The sequence below is a fragment of the Caulobacter sp. AP07 genome, assembly GCF_000281955.1.
GTDB lineage: Bacteria > Pseudomonadota > Alphaproteobacteria > Caulobacterales > Caulobacteraceae > Caulobacter.
The window spans coordinates 1-19,847 of sequence record NZ_AKKF01000031.1 but is presented as its reverse complement, the minus strand read 5'-3'; the positions used below and the strand labels follow the sequence as shown (position 1 = coordinate 19,847).

The 19,847-nt window shown below is 69.5% G+C and carries 20 protein-coding genes; 12 read left to right on the top strand and 8 right to left on the bottom strand.

Translation table 11 applies throughout. From position 1 onward, the window contains the following. Positions 1-9: 9 nt before the first annotated feature. From PMI01_RS02650 to PMI01_RS02640, 3 genes are all read left to right on the top strand, one after another. Positions 10-627: a hypothetical protein gene (locus PMI01_RS02650; RefSeq protein WP_007662623.1), complete on the top strand. Its 618-nt coding sequence runs from the start codon at positions 10-12 to the stop codon at positions 625-627. Between the two features lie 97 nt (positions 628-724). After that, positions 725-1,246 carry a methylated-DNA--[protein]-cysteine S-methyltransferase gene (locus tag PMI01_RS02645; RefSeq protein ID WP_202948064.1) on the top strand — a complete coding sequence of 174 codons (522 nt, stop codon included), beginning with the start codon at positions 725-727 and terminating at the stop codon, positions 1,244-1,246. 11 nt (positions 1,247-1,257) lie between these two features. Next, entirely contained in the window at positions 1,258-1,959 is a 702-nt protein-coding gene (locus PMI01_RS02640; protein ID WP_007662611.1) for a 2OG-Fe(II) oxygenase, read from the top strand. Between the two features lie 18 nt (positions 1,960-1,977). Here the strand turns inward: PMI01_RS02640 and otsA are convergent, their stop codons facing one another. The 4 genes from otsA to PMI01_RS02620 all read right to left on the bottom strand — a co-directional run bounded on the left by otsA (position 1,978) and on the right by PMI01_RS02620 (position 5,539). Continuing rightward, positions 1,978-3,384: an alpha,alpha-trehalose-phosphate synthase (UDP-forming) gene (otsA, locus tag PMI01_RS02635; RefSeq protein ID WP_007662609.1), complete on the bottom strand. Its 1,407-nt coding sequence runs from the start codon at positions 3,382-3,384 to the stop codon at positions 1,978-1,980. Then, on the bottom strand, positions 3,381-4,154 hold the full coding sequence (otsB, locus tag PMI01_RS02630) for a trehalose-phosphatase (RefSeq protein ID WP_007662607.1): 774 nt from the start codon (positions 4,152-4,154) through the stop codon (positions 3,381-3,383). Before otsB ends, otsA begins: the two co-directional genes overlap by 4 nt. A 127-nt stretch (positions 4,155-4,281) precedes the next feature. Further along, complete coding sequence (locus tag PMI01_RS02625; RefSeq protein WP_035034168.1) at positions 4,282-4,491, bottom strand: hypothetical protein; 210 nt, start codon at positions 4,489-4,491, stop codon at positions 4,282-4,284. A gap of 397 nt (positions 4,492-4,888) precedes the next feature. Then, a complete protein-coding gene (locus tag PMI01_RS02620) occupies positions 4,889-5,539 on the bottom strand; it encodes a DedA family protein (RefSeq protein WP_007662605.1) in 651 nt (216 codons plus the stop codon). A 215-nt stretch (positions 5,540-5,754) separates the two neighbouring features. Here PMI01_RS02620 and PMI01_RS25940 point away from each other — a divergent pair, with 215 nt between their 5' ends. From PMI01_RS25940 to PMI01_RS02600, 4 genes are all read left to right on the top strand, one after another. Further along, the gene (locus PMI01_RS25940; RefSeq protein ID WP_007662603.1) at positions 5,755-6,351 is read left to right on the top strand and encodes a TetR/AcrR family transcriptional regulator; all 597 of its coding nucleotides are present in this window, start codon (positions 5,755-5,757) and stop codon (positions 6,349-6,351) included. Between the two features lie 105 nt (positions 6,352-6,456). Next, positions 6,457-7,068 carry a glutathione S-transferase family protein gene (locus PMI01_RS02610; RefSeq protein ID WP_007662602.1) on the top strand — a complete coding sequence of 204 codons (612 nt, stop codon included), beginning with the start codon at positions 6,457-6,459 and terminating at the stop codon, positions 7,066-7,068. A gap of 224 nt (positions 7,069-7,292) precedes the next feature. Then, the gene (locus PMI01_RS02605) at positions 7,293-9,659 is read left to right on the top strand and encodes a TonB-dependent receptor (protein ID WP_007662601.1); all 2,367 of its coding nucleotides are present in this window, start codon (positions 7,293-7,295) and stop codon (positions 9,657-9,659) included. A gap of 70 nt (positions 9,660-9,729) precedes the next feature. Beyond that, positions 9,730-11,022 carry a spinster family MFS transporter gene (locus PMI01_RS02600; RefSeq protein WP_007662600.1) on the top strand — a complete coding sequence of 431 codons (1,293 nt, stop codon included), beginning with the start codon at positions 9,730-9,732 and terminating at the stop codon, positions 11,020-11,022. 32 nt (positions 11,023-11,054) lie between these two features. On the opposite strand, the gene PMI01_RS27720 is transcribed toward PMI01_RS02600, so the two are convergent. Continuing rightward, positions 11,055-11,213: a hypothetical protein gene (locus PMI01_RS27720; RefSeq protein ID WP_238536992.1), complete on the bottom strand. Its 159-nt coding sequence runs from the start codon at positions 11,211-11,213 to the stop codon at positions 11,055-11,057. On the opposite strand from PMI01_RS27720, the gene PMI01_RS02595 reads away from it, so the two are divergent. Continuing rightward, positions 11,203-11,682 carry a sugar O-acetyltransferase gene (locus PMI01_RS02595; RefSeq protein ID WP_238536991.1) on the top strand — a complete coding sequence of 160 codons (480 nt, stop codon included), beginning with the start codon at positions 11,203-11,205 and terminating at the stop codon, positions 11,680-11,682. The two genes, PMI01_RS27720 and PMI01_RS02595, sit on opposite strands and share 11 nt — an antisense overlap. A 36-nt stretch (positions 11,683-11,718) precedes the next feature. On the opposite strand, the gene PMI01_RS02590 is transcribed toward PMI01_RS02595, so the two are convergent. After that, complete coding sequence (locus tag PMI01_RS02590; RefSeq protein WP_007662598.1) at positions 11,719-12,186, bottom strand: MarR family winged helix-turn-helix transcriptional regulator; 468 nt, start codon at positions 12,184-12,186, stop codon at positions 11,719-11,721. A 158-nt stretch (positions 12,187-12,344) separates the two neighbouring features. Between PMI01_RS02590 and PMI01_RS02585 the strand changes: the two genes are divergently transcribed. The 4 genes from PMI01_RS02585 (at position 12,345) to PMI01_RS02570 (ending at position 15,562) form a co-directional block, all read left to right on the top strand. Further along, positions 12,345-12,761, top strand: coding sequence for an organic hydroperoxide resistance protein (locus tag PMI01_RS02585; RefSeq protein ID WP_007662597.1), 417 nt, complete (start codon positions 12,345-12,347; stop codon positions 12,759-12,761). 104 nt (positions 12,762-12,865) lie between these two features. Next, positions 12,866-13,384: a DUF1097 domain-containing protein gene (locus PMI01_RS02580; protein WP_007662595.1), complete on the top strand. Its 519-nt coding sequence runs from the start codon at positions 12,866-12,868 to the stop codon at positions 13,382-13,384. 52 nt (positions 13,385-13,436) lie between these two features. Beyond that, positions 13,437-14,495 carry an alpha/beta fold hydrolase gene (locus PMI01_RS02575; protein WP_007662593.1) on the top strand — a complete coding sequence of 353 codons (1,059 nt, stop codon included), beginning with the start codon at positions 13,437-13,439 and terminating at the stop codon, positions 14,493-14,495. 32 nt (positions 14,496-14,527) lie between these two features. Then, positions 14,528-15,562 carry an alpha/beta fold hydrolase gene (locus PMI01_RS02570; RefSeq protein WP_007662591.1) on the top strand — a complete coding sequence of 345 codons (1,035 nt, stop codon included), beginning with the start codon at positions 14,528-14,530 and terminating at the stop codon, positions 15,560-15,562. Positions 15,563-15,616: 54 nt separating this feature from the next. On the opposite strand, the gene PMI01_RS02565 is transcribed toward PMI01_RS02570, so the two are convergent. Together PMI01_RS02565 and PMI01_RS02560 are read right to left on the bottom strand one after the other, a co-directional pair. Continuing rightward, entirely contained in the window at positions 15,617-18,364 is a 2,748-nt protein-coding gene (locus tag PMI01_RS02565; RefSeq protein ID WP_162136379.1) for a TonB-dependent receptor domain-containing protein, read from the bottom strand. A gap of 87 nt (positions 18,365-18,451) precedes the next feature. Further along, positions 18,452-19,573, bottom strand: coding sequence for a mannonate dehydratase (locus PMI01_RS02560; protein WP_007662582.1), 1,122 nt, complete (start codon positions 19,571-19,573; stop codon positions 18,452-18,454). Positions 19,574-19,847: the final 274 nt, after the last annotated feature.

Genomic DNA, 19,847 nt, shown 5'->3' with positions numbered 1-19,847 from the left:
CCGCCGCCGATGACCCTGCAAAACCGTGTGACGCCCTTCGGGGACATCGTGGCGATCCCGCAGCGCGGCCTGTTCACCGGCAACCGCGGGATCATCCACGACCCGGCGACCAAGACCCTGCTCGACAAGCGCTGGGCCAGCCGCGCCTGGCTGGTCTGCGCTTGCCGGTACAAGGACTTCCATCGCCAGGTGATGGCGCGCCGCAGCTGGACCGAGCTGTTCTTCCTCGACGAAGCCACGGCGCTGGCCGCCGGTCATCGCCCCTGCTTCTACTGCCGGCGCGACGCCGCCGAGGCCTTCCGCGCCGCCTGGATGCGGGCCAAGGGCGTCGCGCGGCCGACGGCGCCGCAGATCGACGCGGTGCTGCACGGCGAGCGCCTGGTCGACCGCCGCAAACGGCTTCACGCGATCGACCTGGCGGTCCGCGACCTGCCGGACGGCGCGATGATCGCCGTGGACGGGACGGCCTACGCCGTCGTCGCCGGGGTCGCCCACGCCTGGACCGAGACCGGCTACGGCCCGCCGGTCGCCATCGCGCGCGCTCAGGCCCTGATCACCCCGCCCTCGACGCTCGCCGTACTGCAGGCCGGCTATCGCCCGGTGCTGCACCCCGCCCTGACAGGTTGACCTCCTGAAAATCGAATTTGAAAGCAAGGGCCGGAGCGCCGGCTCGCCGTCATGCGCCGATAGTCAGGTCCAAACAGGAAAGGTGCGGACCATGGACATGCAAATCACAGACACGAAGACCGAGACCCTGCGTTTCGCTGTCGGCGAGACGACGCTCGGCGCGGTGCTGGTCGCCGAAAGCGAACGCGGCGTCGCCGCGATCCTGCTCGGCGACAACCAGGGCCGGCTGACGCGCGACCTGCGCGACGCCTTCCCGGCCGCCAGGCTGGTCGACGACCAGGCCGCCCTGACGGAGACGCTCGCCAAGGCCGTCGCCCTGGTCGACGCCCCGCACCTGGGGACCGACCTGGCGCTCGACCTGCGCGGTTCGCCGCTGGAACTGGCGGTGTGGGCGGCGTTGCGGGCCATCCCGCCGGGCGAGACCCGAACCTACGGCGCGATCGCCAAGACCCTGCCGACGCCGGCCACCGCCCAGGAGGTCGGCGCGGCCTGCGCCGCCAACCGCGTCGCCGTCGCCGTCCCCTGCCATAGGGTGGTCAAGGCGGACGGCTCGATTTCCGGATACCGCTGGGGCGTGCCGCGCAAGCGCCGCCTGATCAACATGGAAGGCGTGGCGTGAGCGAGACGAACATGGACCCGAGGGTCGAGGCGATCGACTGGCCGCGGGCGACCGCCGACCTGGACGCCCAGGGCTGGGCGCTGCTGCCCAGCCTGCTGGGCGCCGAGGACTGCGACGCGCTGGCGGGCCTGTACCTTCAGGACAGCGGCTTCCGCAGCCGGGTGGTCATGGGGCGGCACGGCTTTGGCCAGGGGGAGTACAAGTACTTCAGCTACCCGCTGCCGCTGCTGATCCAGGCCCTGCGGACCGCGCTCTATCCGCGCCTGGCGCCCATCGCCAACCGCTGGCACGAACGCATGGGCAAGGCCGCGCGGTTCCCCGACGACCACGCCGCCTTCCTGGCGCGGTGCCACGACGCCGGGCAGGCGCGGCCGACGCCGCTGATCCTCCAGTACGGCCCCGGCGACTACAACTGCCTGCACCAGGACCTCTACGGCGAGCATGTCTTCCCGTTGCAGGTGGCGGTGCTGCTGGACGAGCCCGGCCAGGACTTCCAGGGCGGCGAGTTCGTGATGACCGAGCAGCGTCCCCGCATGCAGACCCGGCCGATGGTCGTGCCGCTGCGCAAGGGCGACGCCGTGCTGTTCGCCGTCAACAGCCGGCCCATGCACGGCGTGCGCGGCGACTACCAGGTCAAGCTGCGCCACGGCGTCAGCAAGCTGATCTCGGGCAAGCGCCACACGGTCGGCGTGATCTTCCACGACGCGACCTGAGCCCTCGCCGGGTCTGGCCTATTTCGCGGCGACCTCCCGCAGGTCGCCGCGCCCGGCTCCGCCCCGCAAGGCCTGGACGAAGGCGTCGCGCCAAGCGGCGACGTCGTCGCGGCGCACCCCGGCCATCAGCCGCTCCCACCGGGAGACGCGCTCGGTCTTCGGCATGGCCAGGGCTAACGCTAAGGCTTCGGACATGTCCTCGCGGCTGAAGGGATTGACGATCACCGCCTCCTCCATCTGCTCGGCGGCCCCGGCGTAGCGCGACAGCACCAGGACGCCGGGGTCCTCCGGGTCCTGGGCGGCGACATATTCCTTGGCCACCAGGTTCATGCCGTCGCGCAGAGGGGTGACCAGGCCGACCTCCGCCGCCCGATAGATCCCGGCCAGCTGATCGCGCCGGTAGCCGCGATTGACGTAGCGGATCGGCACCCAGTCGACGGTGGCGTAGGCGCCGTTGATCCGTCCCGACACCCCGTCGAGCCGGGCGCGGATTTCCTGGTAGGCCTCGACCTCGTCGCGGCTGGGGGTGGCGATCTGCAGCAGGAAGACCTGTTCGCGCCATCGGGGATGGTCGGCCAGCAGCTGTTCATAGGCGTGGAAACGCTCTTCCAGCCCCTTGGAATAGTCGAGGCGATCGACGCCGAGGATCATCCTGCGCCCGGCCTGGCTGGCGCGCATGACCGCGAAGGCGGCCTGGGCCTCGGGGCCCTGGGCCGTCCGGGCGAAGGCGTCCGCCTCGATGCCGATCGGGAAGGCCCCGATCGCCACCCGCCGGTCCTGGGCGGTCAGCACGCCGCCGTCCACCTGGCCGTCCAGCTCACGCGCGGCATAGTCCTCGAAGGCTTCCAGCGCGTCGCGGGTCTGGAAGCCGATCAGGTCGTAGGCCAGCATCGTCTCGACCAGTTCCCGGTGCTGCGGCAGGGTGGTCATCAGCTGCCGACTGGGCCAGGGGATGTGCAGGAAGAAGCCGATGCGGTTGGTCACCCCCAGCCGCCGCAGCTCCTGGGCCATCGGGATCAGGTGGTAATCGTGGATCCAGACCAGATCGCCCGGCCCGATCAGCGGGGCCAGGGTCTCGGCGAACCGCCGGTTGACCCGCTGATAGCCCTCGCCGAACGAGCGCTCGTAGGCCGCCAGGTCGGTGCGCGAATGCAGCAGCGGCCACAGGGTCTTGTTGGCGTAGCCGTTGTAGTATTCCTGCCGGTCCTGCTCCTCCAGGTCGACCAGGGCGACGGTGACGCCGGCGACCTTCTGCATCGAGATCTGGCCCGTGAAGGCCTCGACGGTCTCGCCGCTCCAGCCGAACCAGACGCCGGAATATTCGCGCAGGGCGGCGGCCAGGGCCATGGCCAGGCCGCCCGTCGTACCGACATTGGCGTCGCTGGGCGGGTTGACCCGGTTCGAGACGACGATCAGCCGGCTCATGCGGCGCCGTCCAGGGCGGCGGCTTCCAGCCAGTCGAGCACCTGCGGGACGTTGTCCAGCCGGTAGGTCGCCGCAGTCGTCCGGGCCGCCCCCACCAGCACCCCGAAGCCGCCCGCCGCGGCGGCGGCCTTGAAGCCATCCTCGTCGGTGACGTCGTCGCCGACGAAGATCGGCCGCGCCCCGGCGAACGGCGCCTCGCCCAGGAAGGCGTCGACGGCGTCGCCCTTGTCGGGACCGGCGGTGCGCAACTCGGCCACATGGTCGCCCTCCTGCAGCACCAGGCCCGTCGCGGTTTCCAGGCGCCGCGCCGCATCGCGCACGGCGTCCTGGGCGGCCGGGGCCAGGCGGTAGTGCAGCGCGACGCTGACGCCCTTGTCCTCGACCAGCAAGCCCGCCTGGGCCCCGGCCAGGGCCGCGAACACCACGCGCGCCTCCTCCAGCCTCGGATCGGTGCGGAAGGCCACCTCGTCGCCCCAGCTGGTGCGGCGCTGCAGGCCGTGGACGCCCGCCGCGGCGACCACCACGCCCTCGGTCAGCGCCGTCACCTCGGCCAGGGTGCGGCCGCTGACCACCGCCAGCCGCTGCTCGAACCGCACGCCCAGGCGCGCCAGGATGTCGGTGCGCCGGGGATCGGTTCCCACGGCGTCGGGCCGGTCGGCGAACGGCGCCAGGGTGCCGTCCAGATCGAGGAACAGGGCGTGACCGGCGATCGGCAAGGGCGGCGGCGGCGGAAGAAGGGGCGTGGGAAAGGTCAGGATGTGCGCGCTCATGTCGCCTCCGTAAGGATCGGGCCGACGAATCTCGGCGCGCGCGGCCGCTAGGGCCGCGACGCCGTCGTCCGGGCTCGAAAGGTCTGTCTGTACAAGTTGGCGCGTGACGCGCCGGGGCCGGATCGCGCTAGAGCGCGCGCATCAGGCGCAGGAGGTCGGCGTCGCCCTCGCCCGGGCGCGGGGGGTCAATGAATGTGGGAGGTTCCAGCGCGGTCTGGCGCGGCCGTTCGGCGACCTGGTCTTCGGAAGCGACGGCCTTGGGCGCGTCATCGGAGGCAAGTGGGTGCATGAACAGCCCTTTCAAGATGGCGCCGTGCGCGGCGCGGAAGGTCTCCAAGGATTTGGATCTGCCGTCTAAGGGACGGCGAACCCTATCGCCCAGTGCGATGCGAGCCTCGGCTCGATGTCGTCGGCCTCTTCCCGAGGTCCGCGACACGGACAGACTAGCAGGCCCGTCGCTCGGATGGGGCCACATAACGGGAACGTGAGGCCAAATTGCCCGTGGACGCCGAAGGCGGCTGTCCGGATTGCCGGCTGGCCCAAGCGTTGCGGGCACGCCTTCAACTCAAAAATTCCGTCATCCCCCGACTTGTTCGGGGGACCCAAGCGGGGCCCGCCGCTACGTCCAACGCCGCTTGGGTTACCCGCATAAAGCGGGTGATGACGACTGTGGGTGGGCGTGGGCGCCCGACTATCCGCGGACGCGAAATCGCTCTTTTGAGCTCACAGCTCCGCTAGAGGACCGCCACCGGCCAGGTGGTCGGCGCCGTCGCCCGCTTTTCGGCGCGCGCCCGCAGGACGGCCCAGATCGCGCCGCCGACCGCCAGCACGGCGACCACGCCGGCCAGGATCCAGACGCCGCCGACGTCGAGCAGCGCCAGGCCGCGCGCCGCCAGGTAGCCGGGCGTCAGCAGCACGGCGACCCAGACCACGGCCGAGACCAGGTTGGCGACCTGGAAGGTGCGGGCCTTCATCTGCAGCATCCCCGCCATCACCGGCACGAAGGCCCGCAGCGGTCCGAAGAACCGGCCGATGAAGATCGACGCCACGCCGTACCGCCGCGAGAACAGGCGGGTGCGGGCGATGGTCCGGCGGTGATTGCGGAAGACCGGTCGACGCAGGGCGCCGGCGCCGAGGCGACGTCCCAGGGCGTAGGACACCGCGTCGCCGGCCACCGCGCCGCTGGCGCACCACAGCAACACCGTGACGGGATCCAGCGCCCCGCTGGCGATCAGGCCGCCGGCCAGCAGCATCAGGGCGGTGGCCGGCACGAAGGCGCCGACCAGGACCAGGGACTCCAGGAAGGTGACGAGGCCCAGCACGACGCCCGCCCAGGCGTGATGCTCGGCGACAAAGGTCGAAATGGTCTGCAGGTGGGCGTTCATGGCATCCTCGGCTGAGCCCGGAGATAAGGTCGACCTATGACCGTCGTGAGGCCCGCGGGCGCGCTTGAGCGACATAATTCGGCGCTGTCGTCGCGCGGCCACACCCCTTCGGCGCGGACGGTGGGCGGCGAATAGCCGTGTCCGGATGTTCGGCCGCTCTTGCCAGTTCCCGCCGCGCCACGCCAATAGGAGACGGCCGCGGTTCAGAGGCAGGGATGACGCAGACACGACTGAAAGGCGCCGAGCGACGCGAGCGCTTTCTCGACGCAGCGGCGCAGATCGTCATCGAGCAGGGCGTCGCGGCCGTCACCATGGACGGCGTGGCGCACCTGACCGGCGTCACCAAGGCCCTGGGCTATCGCTACTTCGCCGATCGCGATGACCTGTTGACCGCGCTGTTCGACCGCGAGACCCAGATCTATGTCGAGCGCCTGGCCACCGAGGTCGGTCCGGACTCGAGTTTCGAGGATTGGGTGCGCGGCTCCTTGAAATACTGGTTCCGGCGCGCCGACGAGCGCGGCGAGCTGTTCATGCGCCTGGTCAGCGACAGCGGTCCCCTGGCGGCGCGGGCCAAGGCCAACCAGAAGGCCAACGCCGACGGCTGGGCGCTCGGCCTGCAGAAGGCCTTCGGCCTGCCCGAGCGCCAGGCCCGGCAATATGCCTGGTTCATGGTGGCCGGCGCCGCGGGGGCCCTGGCGGCCCGCGACGGCGACGACGAGGCGCTGATCGACGCCCTCACCCTGGCGGTCGTGGCGGGGGCCAACGCCCTGGCCGCCCAGTACGGCCAGCCCCCGCGCGGGACCAAGGCCTGAGGCGAATGAAGGTTGCCTCGCTCATTAAGTGACGATATCGTTACTTAATGAGCGAGGCGTCCAGACCTCGCGGACCGGCGTCACGCCGGCTGAGGAGGCGACCGCATGAAGCTCTATGGCGAAGACAACCCCGCGCCCAACCCGCGCCGGGTCCGCATCTTCCTGGCCGAGAAGGGCCTGACGCTCGACCACGAGCGGGTGCCGCTGCGCGAGCGGGCCCATAAGGCCACCGCCTTCCTGGACAAGAACTCACTGGGCCAGGTGCCGGTGCTGGAGCTGGACGACGGCTCGTTCCTCAGCGAGAGCGTCAGCATCTGCCGCTATCTCGAGGGCCTGCACCCGCAGCCGCCGCTGTTCGGGACCAGCCCGAAGGAACAGGCGACGATCGACATGTGGATCCGCCGCATCGAGCTGCAGCTGATGATGCCGATCGCCCACATCTGGCGCCACACCCACCCCCTCACCGCCGGCCTGCTGACCCAGTTCACGGATTTCGGGGAATCGAACCGCGCCCACGCCGACCGGGTCTATCACTGGCTCGACCAGGAGCTGGCCAAGACCAGCTTCATCGCCGGCGAGGCCTACACCATGGCCGACATCATCGCCCTGACCACCATCGACTTCGGCCGCTTCATCGGCGTGCCGATCCCCGACGACTGCGCCCATGTCACCGCCTGGCTGGCGCGCGTCGGCCAGCGGCCCAGCGCGACCGCCTGACGAACATCTGTTCGAAAAACGTTGCCATGCGACTTAAGTGACGATAACGTTACTTAAGCAATCCGGGCCCGGACGCTGATCCCATCCAAGAGGCGCGCGCCGGTCGGAGCGCGCCTCCCCTACCCCGCGAACGCCCGCACGGCGGCCGCGTGAGCCCTGCTGTCCACACCGCTACCGCCGATCACAAAAGAAGCCGCCAAGCGGCTCAAGGGAAGGAACGCGTCATGTCTATCCAACCGCGCTCGCCGCGGGCCCTCAGGGCTGAACTCCTCCTGGGCGCGGCGGTCGGGACCGCCGCCCTGCTCACCGCCCCGGTCGCTCTCGCCCAGACCGCGCCGGCGGCCAATCAGGTCGTCAGCATCGACGAGATCGTGGTCACCGCCCAAAAGCGGGCCGAGAACGTCCAGGACGTGCCCCTGGCCATCACCGCCGCGCGCGGCGAGACCCTGGCGGCCATGAACATCACCCAGCCCCAGCAGCTGTCGCTGATCGACCCCAGCGTCCGGTTCAAGCAGAGCCTGAGCAGCAGCGCCTCGGGCCTGACCATTCGCGGCATCGGCACCAGCAGCTTCTCGGCCGGCATCGAGCAGAGCATCTCCACCGTGGTCGATGGCGTGGTGCTGGCCGATCCCGCCAGCCTGGCGACCCTGGCCGACATCGAGCGGGTCGAGATCCTGCGCGGCCCGCAGGGCATGCTGTTCGGCAAGAACGCCTCGGCGGGCCTAGTGCACTTCATCACCAACCGCCCCCGGCTCGGCGAGGACAGCGGCCTGCTGCACGTTCAGTTCGGCGAGCGCGGCGAGCAGATCCTGCAGGCGGTCGGCAACGTCGCCCTGGGCGAGACCTTCGCCCTGCGCCTGGTCGCCACCCACAACGAGCGCGACGGCCTGATCCGCAACCTCGCCCAGAACAACGTCGACACCGACCCGCAGGACATCAGCACCCTGGCGCTGAAAGCCCTGTGGCGGCCCAACGACGACCTCAGCGTCTATGTCTCGGCCGACCGCACCGACAACGACGCCTTCTGCTGCTCGTCGACCTGGCGCAAGGTCACGCCGGGCTACGCGCCGGCGGTGACCAACGCCCGCTACGGCATCGTCGCCGGCCCCAAGAACCTGCAGGTCGCCACCAACGGCCCCTTCCAGGGCAAGTCGACCGCCCAGGGCGCCTCGCTGCAGGTCGATTACGGCTTCAACGACCTGACCCTGACCTCGATCAGCGCCTATCGGTCGGTCAAGCGTTCGGGCTTCTACGACGGCGACCTGACTCCGGTCAGCTATGTCGACGTCAACGGCGGCGCCGGCAAGACCGACTGGTTCAGCCAGGAACTGCGCCTGACCTCGCCGATCGGCGAGCGCTTCGACTATGTCGCCGGGCTCTATCTCTACCATTCCAAGGCCTCGTCGCTGATCCGCCAACGCGGCCAGCTCAGCTGGATCGTGCCGGCCTCGAATGGCGCGGTGATCCCCGTCGTGCCCGGCGCGCCGCTGGGCACGATCTTCGAGACCTCGACCTATAACGACATCAACTCCACCAGCCTGGCCGGCTTTGGCCAGGTCGGCCTGCACATCACGCCCAAGCTGGACCTGATCGCCGGGGCGCGGGTCACCCGCGACGAGATCACCCTGGACTATCGCCGCGCCCAGACGCCGGGAGCGGTGTTCATCCCGGGCTCGGTGGCGGTGACCCTGCACCAGGCCATCGACAACACCAACGTCTCCTGGCGGATCGGCCCCCGCTACAATTTCAGCGACGACATCATGGGCTATGTGACGGTGTCGCGCGGCTATAAGGGTCCGGGCTTCAGCGGCCTGAGCGCCGCCAACACCCTGGCCGACCAGCGGGTGCGGCCGGAGATCCCGACCAGCTACGAGCTGGGCCTGAAGACCGCGCTGCTGGACCGCCGCCTGACCGTGGACGCCGCCGTCTACAGCACCACGGTCAAGAACTTCCAGGCCCAGGTTTCCGACCTCTCCAGCGCCACCTATTCCTCGCGGATCACCAATGCCGGCGAGATCAAGACGCGCGGCGTGGAGGTCAGCCTGGTGGCGCGGCCGACACGCGGCCTGACGATGACCGCCGGCGGGGCCTACACCCACGCCCGCTACGTCGATTTCAACGGCGTGCAGTGCTATTTCGGCCAGCCCAAGATAGCCCAGGGCGGCCCCTGCAGCGCGCCTCCCGCCAACCCCGCCTCGCTGGACGGCTTCTTCAACGCCGCCGGCCGGCAACTGGCCGGGACGGCGGACTGGGTCTATGGCGCCAGCCTGGCCTACGAACGCCCGGTGACGCCGGGCCTGCGCGGCTTCTTCCAGGCCAACTGGAACTGGCAGAGCGACATCAACTATTCCGCCAGCGGCGATCCGGGGACCATCCAGAAGGCCTATGGCCTGCTGGGCGGACGCCTGGGCGTCTCGGCCCCGGACAAGGCCTGGAGCCTGGCGCTCTACGCCAGCAACCTGCTCGACAAGCGCTACGCCGCGCAGATCACCCCCTCGCCGGTCACCGCGCTCAATCCCGGCGGCTACATCCAGTACTTCAGCCCGGACTCGGTGCGCCGGGTCGGCGTCAGCCTGGACGTGAGTTTCTAGCCTTCGTCCGCGGCGGCGCCCTTGCAATCGGCGCCGCCGCCCTGCCGTCGACCCCAGCCGGGAGACCGCCTTGCACGCATCCGCCGACACCATCGTCACGCCGTCCGCGATCAGCGACCGCCGCGCCCGCTACGTGCTGTTGGTGCTGCTGCTCGTCTACGTGCTCAACTTCCTCGATCGCCAGGTGGTGGTGATCCTGGCCGAGCCGATCAAGCGCGACCTGGGCCTGTCCGACACCCAGGTCGGGCTGATGGCCGGCCTGGCCTTCGCCCTGCTCTATACGGTGCTGGGCTTCCCCCTCGCCCGCTACGCCGACCGGCCCCGGTCCGACCGGGTGGGGCTGATCGCCGTCTCGCTGGCCCTGTGGTCGGCGGCGACGGCCCTGTGCGGCCTGTCGACCAACTTCGTCCAGCTGCTGGCCGCCCGGGTCGGGGTCGGGATCGGCGAGGCGGGCTGCACGCCGGCCGCCCACTCGCTGATCAGCCAGATGGTCAAGCCCGAGAAGCGGTCCTCGGCCCTGGCGCTGTACGGCATGGGCATTCCGATCGGCTCGCTGCTGGGCCTGGTGCTCGGCGGCCTGCTGGCCGACGTCCTGGGCTGGCGCCACACCTTCCTGATCCTCGGCCTGCCGGGCGTGGCGGTCGCCCTGCTGGTCTGGCTGACCATCAAGGATCCGCGCCGCCTGTCCGGCCCCGCTCCGCTCGAGACCGTGGCCCGGCCGCCGCTCACCGAGGCGCTCAAGGAGATGCGGGCTTCCAAGGCCTTCGTGGCGATCTTCGTCGCCGCCGCCGTCGTCGCCTTCCTCGGCTATGGCAAGGGCGTCTGGACGACGATCTTCTTCATGCGCAGCCACGGCCTGTCGCCGGGCCAGGTCGGAGTCTGGCTAGGCCTGGGCGGCGGGGCGTCGGGGGTGTTCGGCACCTGGCTCGGCGGCTGGCTGGCCGAGCGGTTCGGCGGCAAGGACCCGCGCCGGATGCTGATGGGGCCGATCATCGGCATGAGCATCGCCTTCCCGTTCCTGCTGCTGGCCTACACGGTCACCGACTGGCGCCTAGCCATCCTGCTGGTCTGCATCCCTACCGTGTTCAACAGCCTGTCCTACGGCCCGGCCTTCGCCATCATCCAGGGCGTCATCCGCCCGCAGAACCGGGCGATGGCCGTGGCCGTCGTGTCGTTCGGCCAGAGCCTGGTGGGCCTGGGACTGGGCCCTCTGGGCTTCGGCATGCTGTCGGACGCCGTCACCCCCCTGGCCGGCCCGCAGAGCGTGCGCTGGGTGCTGCTGGGGGCCGCGTTCCTGGGCCTGATCCCCGCCTATTTCTTCTGGCGCGCCAGCCGCCACCTGGCGCGCGAGCTGATCCACTAGGGCGGATCGTGGTGAGCGGACCTTCGGGTTGGCTACACTGCCTCCGCGATTCCGCCTCGATCGGGCGATTCACCCCGTCGCGCCCCGAGGTCCACATCAATGGCGAACCGTCGTCCCAGCAAGTTCATCCCGAGGAGAACGCCGGAGTCGGCGGCGATGGTGGCGAGCGTCAAGCGGGCGATGGCGATCACCCCGACGCTCAATCGTCTGGCCTACGACGACCTGGATCAGATCCGGGCCGTATTCAGCCATCTGATTGGCCAGGAGCTGGACGACGGCTTCTCGCTGATCCCGCCATTCTACACGACCGGCGGCGAGAACATCCGCGTCGGGCGCAACGTGTTCATCAACCAGAACTGCACCCTCTACGATCTCGGCGGGATCGATATCGGCGATGACGTGATGATCGGGCCGAACGTGAGCTTGATCACCTCGGGCCATCCCATCGAACCGTCCCAGCGGCGGGCCGGCGTGACCGCCGCGCCCATCGTCATCGACAGGAATGTCTGGATCGGCGCCGGCGCGACCGTCATCGGCGGGGTGACGGTGGGCGAGAACTCGGTCGTGGCGGCGGGCTCGGTCGTCACCAAGGACGTGCCCCCAAACACGCTGGTAGGTGGAAACCCCGCGAAGATCATCCGCTCGATCGCCGACGAATGAACCGTCCGCCATGGGTGGGCTGAATATCAATACCGCCTAGCCCCGCGGAACGGTCGTCCCCTCGCGTGCCGCCGTGATCAGGTTGTCGCGCAGGGTGACGACGCCCTTCTGCATGCGGGGGAACTCCTCGGGCGTCAGGCCGGACGCCTTCACCAGGTCCATGGTCAGGCCCTTTTCCCGCAGCTTGCGGCCGGCGTCCGTCAGGCCGACCAGGACCTGACGCTCGTCGGCGGGATCGCGCTGGCGATGCAGGTAGCCCATGACCTCCAGCTTCTTGAGGATCGGCGTCAGGGTGTTGGACTCCAGGAACAGCTTCTCGCCCAACTTGCCGACCGTCTGGTTGTCCTCCTCCCACAGCGCCACGATCGCGATGTACTGCGTGTAGGTCAGGCCCAGCGCCTCGAGGATCGGCTTGTAGGCCCGCCCATAGGCGAGGTTGGCCGAATAGATCGCAAAGCACAGGAAGTCGGAGAGCTTGGGGGCCTTGGGGTCGTCGGGGGTCATGGCGGTCTCTGGGGCGGGCTCGGGAAGGGGTGGCCGGCGTCGAGGCCTATATATAGCGGATACGATTTAATCGGAAGAGTGTTGACTCCGTTCCAGGTTCGTCTATTTCAATCGCATCCGATTAAAGCGGATCAGATAAACCCATCAGGAACCTCCCCATGACCACGATCGAAAAAGTCCTCTACACCGCCAAGACCCACACCACCGGCGGCCGCGACGGCGCGGCCCGCAGCTCGGACGGTCGGCTGGACACCAAGCTGACCTCGCCCGGCGCGGCCGGCGAAGGGACCAATCCCGAGCAACTGTTCGCCGCCGGCTGGTCGGCCTGTTTCATCGGCGCCATGGGCCTGGCCGCCCGCAAGCTGAACGTGACGCTGCCCGCCGACCTGGCCGTCGACGCCGAGGTCGATCTGGGCACGACCGACGGCGCCTACTTCCTGCAGGCTCGCCTGAACGTCAGCCTGCCGGGCGTCGATCGCGATGTCGCCCGCGCCCTGGTCGACGCCGCCCACCAGACCTGCCCCTATTCCAAGGCGACGCGCGGCAACATCAATGTCGAGCTCAACCTCGTCTAACCGTCGCTGACCGGACGCGGCCCGCCCAGTGCGTGGGCGGGCCGCCCCCAAACGCCTCCCCAGCCGCGCCGAGGCGCCGGCTCCTTCCCGGACGGAATCCTGAAATGACCTCCACGCCCCCCACGGCGCCCGCCATCGCGCCCGCCGCCGACGCGCCGCGCCATTTCCATGCCTTCACCCTGGTCGCCGCCGCCGTCGCGGCCATCGCCACCGTCGGAACCCTGGCCGCGGCCCTGCCCGCCTGGAGCATGTTCCTGGGCTGGGTGGCCTACAGCACCAGCGGCCAGACGCCGCGCGAGAGCCTGCCGAACCTGGCGTCCTTCCTGATCGGCCTGGGGATCGGGGCCGGAAGCGGCCTGCTGATCGGCGCCTTGGCGCCCTGGCTCGGCAACGCCGCCACGCCGGTCGTCGTGTTCGGCGACGTGGTCCTGGTCCTCACCCTCCGCGCCGCGCCGCTGATCAACAACGCCCTGGCCTACTTCCTGGGCCTGATCAGCTTCTTCGCGTCCGCCCAGGCGCCGTCCAGGTCGCTGCTGGCCATGCTGGCCGCGGCCGGGGTGATCGGCGCCGTGGGCGCGGGTCTCGCCGGCTTCCTGCAATCGCGCCTGCCGCGCGCGGCCTAGGCTTCGCCGCGTCATCCCCTGGACCTATTCTTCATCGCCACAGGAGGCCCCCATGCCCGGCGCCAAGAAAGACAAACGCGGCGGTTTTCTCCGCACGGCCGGCCTCGGCGCCGTCGGATTGTTCGGCAGCGGCTTTGGACCGTTCGAGACGGTCCAGGCCAAGGCGGGCCCGGTCGCGGCCTGCCAGTTGCTCACCCCCGGCGCCGGACGCCGGATGGGACCGGTCCGCCAGATCCGGGCCGGCGTCCTGGACATCGGCTATGACGAGACCGGACCCGGCGACGGACCGGTGGTCCTGCTGCTGCACGGCTTTCCCTACGACATCCACAGCTTCGCCGAGGTCGCGCCGTTGCTGGCCGCCCAGGGCTGGCGGGTGATCACACCCTACCTACGCGGCCACGGCGCGACGCGCTTCCTCGACCCCGCCACGCCGCGGGCCGGCCAGCAGGGCGCGATCGGGGCCGACGTCATCGCCCTGATGGATGCGCTGAAGATCCCCAAGGCCGTGTTCGCCGGCTTCGACTGGGGCGGACGCGCCGCCTGCGTCGCCGCCGCCCTGTGGCCCGAGCGCTGCGACGGCCTGGTCAGCGTCAACAGCTACCTGATCCAGGACATCGCCCACGCGTCGACGCCCCTGCCGGCGAAGATCGAGTTCGCCCTCTGGTACCAGTACTACTTCCAGACCGAGCGCGGCCGGGCCGGCCTGACCGCCGACCGGCGCGGGATCGCCCGGGTGATCTGGGCCAACAACTCCCCGGCCTGGGCCTTCGACGACGCCACCTTCGAGCGCTCGGCCGCCGCCTTCGACAATCCGGACTATGTGGAGGTGGTGATCCATTCCTATCGTCATCGCCTGGGTTTGGCGCCCGGCTTCGCGCCGTATACCGACATCGAGCGGCGACTGGCCGCCCTGCCGCCGATCACCGTCCCGGCCATCACCCTGGATGGCATGGCGGACGGCATCTATCCGGCCAGCGACGGCTCGGCGACCGCGGCGCGGTTCCACGGCCCCCGGACCCACCGCCAGGTTCCGGGCGCCGGCCACAACCTGCCGCAGGAGGCGCCCGGAGCCTTCGCCGACGCGGTCATGGACCTCGTCCAGACCCGCTGACACCTTTGCGCTCGATCCCCAGGAGTTCTCCCATGAACAACCTCAAGACATCCGACGCCATCGACCCGCATCGCCGCCGCCTGCTGGGCGTGGGCGCCTTGGCGGTCGTCGCCGCTCCGCTCGTCATGACCGGATCCGCGCGCGCCCAGGCCGGCGCCGCGAAGCTGGCGTCGTTCGGCCCGCTCAAGCAGATCGACGCCGGCGAGCTGAACATCGGCTATGTCGACACCGGTCCCGCCGACGGTCCCGTCGTCATCCTGCTGCACGGCTGGCCCTACGACATCCACAGCTATGTCGAGGTCGCGCCCCTGCTGGCGGCCAAGGGCTACCGGGTGATCGTGCCGCACCTGCGCGGCCACGGCACGACGCGCTTCCTGTCGGCCGACACCTTCCGCAACGGCCAGCAGTCGGTGGTCGCCCTCGACATCATCGCCCTGATGGACGCCCTGAAGATCGAGCGGGCCATCCTGGGCGGTTACGACTGGGGCGCGCGGACGGCCGACATCATCGCCGCCCTGTGGCCGGAGCGCTGCAAGGCCCTGGTCTCGGTGAGCGGCTATCTGATCAACAACCTGGAGCGCAACAAGCTGCCGCTGTCGCCCAAGGCCGAGTGGGGCTGGTGGTACCAGTACTATTTCGCCACCGAACGCGGCCGGGCCGGCTACACGGCCAACCGCAAGGATTTCGCCAGGCTGATCTGGAGGAACGTCTCCCCGAAGTGGGCCTTCGACGACGCCACCTTCGACCGCACCGCCGCGTCCTTCGACAATCCGGACTACATCGCCATCGTCATCCACAACTACCGCTGGCGGCTGAGCGTGGAACCCGGCGATCCGCGACACGACGATCTGGAGAAGCGGCTGGCGGCCGGTCCCGTCATCACCGTGCCGACGATCACCCTGGACGGGGATTCCGACGGCGTCGCCCCGGCCACCGACGGCGCGGCCTATGCCAAGATGTTCTCCGGCAAGCGCACGCACCGGATCGTCGCCGGGGCAGGCCACAACCTGCCGCAGGAGGCGCCGGCCGCCTTCGTCCAGGCGATCCTCGACGTCGACCGCTATTGAGGCTCGCGACCGGTGGCGCGCCCGGGGGGAGAAGGCGCGCCGCCGGTCTTCGGGTCAGTAGCTGAACTTCAGCCCCACCCGATAGAAGCGGCCGATCGGGTCATACGACCCGGCGGTCGGCGCGAAGGCCGGCGGCAGGTTGTTGAAGACGTTGGTGACGCTGAAATAGCTGGTCCAGGCGCCGCTGTCGGTGGGCAGCTTGTAGGCGATCCGGGTGTCGATCAGCGTCTCGGGCTTGATCTTCAACTGCCGCAGGTCGGTGTCGACCGTGCTCAGGTCGTAGGACACCTCGCCCGTATAGCGGGCCTGCACGAACAGCGACCAGGGGTCGGCGTCGTAGGTCGCCTGGGCGTTCCACCGCCATTGCGGATTGTTCGCCTCGCCCGCCCGGTTCACGACGGGCGTGCCCGGCACGATGCTGGTGAAGGTGTCGACATAGCTGCCGATCACCCGCGCATTGATCCGGCCCGGCAGGCTTTCCTTGATCGCCGAGAGGTCGAAGCCGTAGCTGGCCTCGATGTCGACGCCGCGGGTCTTGAAGGCCGACAGGTTGAGATTGACCAGGTCGACGCCGATCAGGGCGCCGCCGGCGTCGCGGTGGAGGAAGGCGCAGCGGTCCTGGGCCCCCGCCGCGCAGTCGTTGATCAGCTGTTGCGCCGAGGGCGTGGAGATCGCGTTCTGGATGTCGATATTATAATAGTCGATCGACAGCCCCAGGCCCGGCGCGAAGCTGGGCTGGTAGACCACGCCGAAGGTGGTGGTCTCGGCCTCCTCCGGCACCAGGTTCGGATTGCCCAGCTGCAGCTGCTTGACGTTGGTCGCCGTCACGCTGTTCACCCGGTCGAAGATCGACACGATGTAGTTGGACTGGCCCTTCTGGTAGAGCTCGTAGAGGTTGGGCGCGCGAATGTCCTTGGAGCGGGTGGCCCGGAAGCGCACGCCCCGGACCGGCGTGTAGGACAGGCCGACCTTCCAGGTCGTGACCCCGCCGCTGGTGCTGTAGTCGGTGTAGCGGGCTGCGGCATTGAGCTCGAGCTCCTGGGCCCAGGCCATGTCCTTGGCCAGCGGCACCACGGTTTCGACGTAGCCTTCCTTGATGTTGTAGCTGCCCGACTGGGCCTTCGGATTGCCGACCCGGAACGGGCCCGGGCTGTTGGTCACCGGGTTGAAGGTCTCCGACAGGGCGTCGACCTTCTGGTCGAAGCCCTGCTCGCGATACTCGACGCCGGTGGCCAGCGACACCGGTCCGGCCCAGGTCGAGAACGGCTCGCCCGACAGGTTGAAGGCCACCAGGTGCTCGTAGGACTTCTGGATCGCCGCGTTGGTGGCGGTGATGTAGCGGAACGCGCCGTCGCTGGGCGGGTGGTAGCCGAACACGTTGATCGGCACGCAGCCGTTGCCGGGCGTGGTGAGGCTGGAGCGGCAGACGATCGCGCCGGTCGTCGGGCTGACCACCGCGTCGGCGGCCTCGACATAGCGGGCCTGCAGCAGGTCGTTGCCGATCTGCAGCTTGCGCTTGTTGTCGCCGCGCTCGAAGTAGCCGTCCCACTTCCAGCCGCCGATCTCGCCGTTGATCCCGCCGACCAGCCGGTAGGTGGTGTTGTCAGTGGTCACCTTGCTCTGCGGGATGTCGTTGTCGTAGCGGCCCAGGCTGAAGGTCTGCAGGTTCAGCGTCGTCATCCGGTCGCGCAGCGAGGTCGGCAGGAAGGCGTTGTCGCGACGGATCGCCAGGGCCGTGGTGCCCAGCTGGTTGTGGTAGGAGCCGACCTGGTAGCCCAGGCCGACGACGCCGTAGCTGGCCTCCAGATAGACGTTGGTCTTGGGCGTCAGGTCCCAGCTGCCGCGCAGGAAGGCGATGCGCTTGTCGATCGCCGAGGTCAGGGGCGCGAACTGCGGGATCACCCCGTCGCCGCCGACCATGGTCGCGCCGGTCCGCAGGGTCCCGTAGTTGAACGGGATCGGCTGGCCCTCGGCGGTGAACGTCGTGCCGGCCAGGGCGGTGTTGGTGATCAGCCCGCCGAAATTGGCGTTGGAGACCCGCACCCCGCAGGCGAAGTCGCGCAGGGTGGGCGAGCCGGCCGGCAGCGAGATCACCTGGCAGCTCTGCTGGGCGACGGGACGGTCCAGGCGCTGGTCGACGCCGTTGCTCTTGAAATATTCCACGCTGCCGATCAGGTGGCCGCGCCCCTCGGCGAAGCTCCTGCCGTAGGCGAAGTTGTACTTCTGCTCGTAGTCGTCGTTGTAGTTCGAGACGCCGCCCTGGACCTCGCCCTTGAAGCCCTCGAACTTCTTGTTGAGGATGAAGTTGACCACGCCGCCGACCGCGTCGGAGCCGTAGGCCGCCGAGGCGCCGCCGGTCACCACCTCGACCCGTTCGACCAGGGCCTGGGGGAACAGGTTGGTGTCGACCAGGCCGCTGCCGTCGCCGGGCACGAAGCGCCGGCCGTCCAGCAGGGTCAGGGTGCGGCTGGGCCCCAGGCCGCGCAGGTCCAGATAGGCCCCGCCCTGCCCCGACGAGGTCTGGGCCCCGCGCGGTCCGACCGAGCTGTTGAGGGCCGGGATCTGCTTGAGGGACTCGCCCAGGGTGGTCGGGCTGCTGGCGGCCAGCTGGTCGCCGCCCAGCACCGTCACCGGCGTGGGGGCCGTGAAGCCGGCGCGGGCGACGCGGGAGCCGGTGACCACCACCTCCTCGACGGCGGTGACCGCCGAGGACTCGGCCTGGGCCTGGGACGCCGGGGGCGCCTGGACCGGAACGGTCTGGGCGGCCGCCGCGGCGCCCCACACCGCGCTCAAGGCGAGCACGGACGACGCGCAAGCGCGTTGAGTTAGTCGTGACATTGGAATGTTCCTAGAAACGGAGCGCCGGCGAACTGGCGGCTAGGCCGGGTTTCAGGCCAGGTGATCGGCGGCCTGGATCAGGCCTCGGATGTAGCCGTAGGCGAACGCGAAGTTCTCAAGGCGCGCCTCCGGCTTTCCGGGGACTTCGGGCACGTGATCGGGCATCAGCATGCCGTCGTAGCCGACCTCCTTATAGACCTTGATGGCCTCCAGGAAATTGACGTCGCCCTCGTCCGGGAACACCTCGGCGAAGTTGTCGCGGTGACCCTTGATGTTGCGGAAGTGGACGTTGAAGATCTTCTTCCTGTTCCCGAAATAGCGGATCACGTCGAAGATCTCGGTCCCCGGATCTCGCAGATCCTCCGACACCGTCCCCTGGCAGAAGTTGAGCCCGTGATAGGGGTTCTCGTTGATAGTGATGAACTTTTTCAGGCCGTCGATGGTGCCCAGCACCCGGTCGACGCCCTGGTAGCCGCTGGGCGGCACGCCCGGGTCCTGCGGGTGGCAGGCGATCTTGACCTTGTATTCCTTGGCCACCGGCGCGACGCGGTCGAGGAAATAGGTGATCCGCTCCCAGAACCGGTCGGCGTCGACCACGCCGGCCCGGGTCAGCGGGGTCGGCGGCTTGGCCTCGGCCAGGTTCCAGGCCAGGTACTCGGAGTCGCCGCGGCCCTTGACCTTGCCGCTGCGCAGCACGCCCAGGATGCTCATATTGTACTTCACCGCCGGGATGCCGGCGGCGGCGCAGTTGCGGATCAGGGTCTGGAAGGCCTCGATGTCGCGGTCGCGCTGCGGGTCCTGGGCCAGCATGATCGCCGGGTTCTTCTCGCGGTCGATGTGCGACGAGGTCAGCAGCACGCTGTCGACCATGTCGACGCTGACGCCGTGGCGGTCGCCCATGTCGGTCAGGGTCTTCAGTTCGTCGACGGTCGGATAGATCCGGCCGGGATCGAGAATCTTGGCGCTGCTGCTGCAGTTGCGCACGCCATAGCGGGCGAAGAAGGCGAAGTGCTCATCGTCGAAGGGCGCGCTCTGGCAGCCGAGCTTGAACTTGGCCGGTCCGCCTTTCGCCGCTGGCGCGGCCGTCTTCGGCGCGGCGCCGACCGAGGTCGAAGCCGCTCCCAGCGCCACGGCGCCCAGGCCCGTCGCCGACAGGAATTTCCTGCGATCCATCTGCTAGTTCCCTCCGCATTTCGCCGACGTGCGCCGGTCCTTTGTTGCGTGGAGACTAGGCGCCGGGCTCGCCCAGGAACCAATGCTAAGGCCGCATCGACAAATGCCGGGCGAGCATCGGTATCCGGACGGCTCGTCGCTCCAGGCCGATCCGCGCCGTCACGCTCACCCAGCGTGGAAGGGGCGCCGACCGATACCCGTTCCGGCGTCGATAGACGGGATCACGGGTCATCGGGCCCCAGCCGACGCCCTAGCCGGCCCATCAAGCCAAAAC

What these genes read in the sequence shown, in the direction of transcription:
- otsB (WP_007662607.1), bottom strand. Translation starts at nt 4,154, where the DNA reads ATGAGCGCGCACATCCTGACCTTTCCCACGCCCCTTCTTCCGCCGCCG.
- PMI01_RS02595 (WP_238536991.1), top strand. Translation starts at nt 11,203, where the DNA reads ATGGCGATCACCCCGACGCTCAATCGTCTGGCCTACGACGACCTGGAT.
- PMI01_RS02610 (WP_007662602.1), top strand. Translation starts at nt 6,457, where the DNA reads ATGAAGCTCTATGGCGAAGACAACCCCGCGCCCAACCCGCGCCGGGTC.
- PMI01_RS02650 (WP_007662623.1), top strand. Translation starts at nt 10, where the DNA reads ATGACCCTGCAAAACCGTGTGACGCCCTTCGGGGACATCGTGGCGATC.
- PMI01_RS02605 (WP_007662601.1), top strand. Translation starts at nt 7,293, where the DNA reads ATGTCTATCCAACCGCGCTCGCCGCGGGCCCTCAGGGCTGAACTCCTC.
- PMI01_RS02585 (WP_007662597.1), top strand. Translation starts at nt 12,345, where the DNA reads ATGACCACGATCGAAAAAGTCCTCTACACCGCCAAGACCCACACCACC.
- PMI01_RS02620 (WP_007662605.1), bottom strand. Translation starts at nt 5,539, where the DNA reads ATGAACGCCCACCTGCAGACCATTTCGACCTTTGTCGCCGAGCATCAC.
- PMI01_RS02580 (WP_007662595.1), top strand. Translation starts at nt 12,866, where the DNA reads ATGACCTCCACGCCCCCCACGGCGCCCGCCATCGCGCCCGCCGCCGAC.
- PMI01_RS02645 (WP_202948064.1), top strand. Translation starts at nt 725, where the DNA reads ATGCAAATCACAGACACGAAGACCGAGACCCTGCGTTTCGCTGTCGGC.
- PMI01_RS02590 (WP_007662598.1), bottom strand. Translation starts at nt 12,186, where the DNA reads ATGACCCCCGACGACCCCAAGGCCCCCAAGCTCTCCGACTTCCTGTGC.
- PMI01_RS02575 (WP_007662593.1), top strand. Translation starts at nt 13,437, where the DNA reads ATGCCCGGCGCCAAGAAAGACAAACGCGGCGGTTTTCTCCGCACGGCC.
- otsA (WP_007662609.1), bottom strand. Translation starts at nt 3,384, where the DNA reads ATGAGCCGGCTGATCGTCGTCTCGAACCGGGTCAACCCGCCCAGCGAC.
- PMI01_RS02570 (WP_007662591.1), top strand. Translation starts at nt 14,528, where the DNA reads ATGAACAACCTCAAGACATCCGACGCCATCGACCCGCATCGCCGCCGC.
- PMI01_RS25940 (WP_007662603.1), top strand. Translation starts at nt 5,755, where the DNA reads ATGACGCAGACACGACTGAAAGGCGCCGAGCGACGCGAGCGCTTTCTC.
- PMI01_RS02640 (WP_007662611.1), top strand. Translation starts at nt 1,258, where the DNA reads ATGGACCCGAGGGTCGAGGCGATCGACTGGCCGCGGGCGACCGCCGAC.
- PMI01_RS02560 (WP_007662582.1), bottom strand. Translation starts at nt 19,573, where the DNA reads ATGGATCGCAGGAAATTCCTGTCGGCGACGGGCCTGGGCGCCGTGGCG.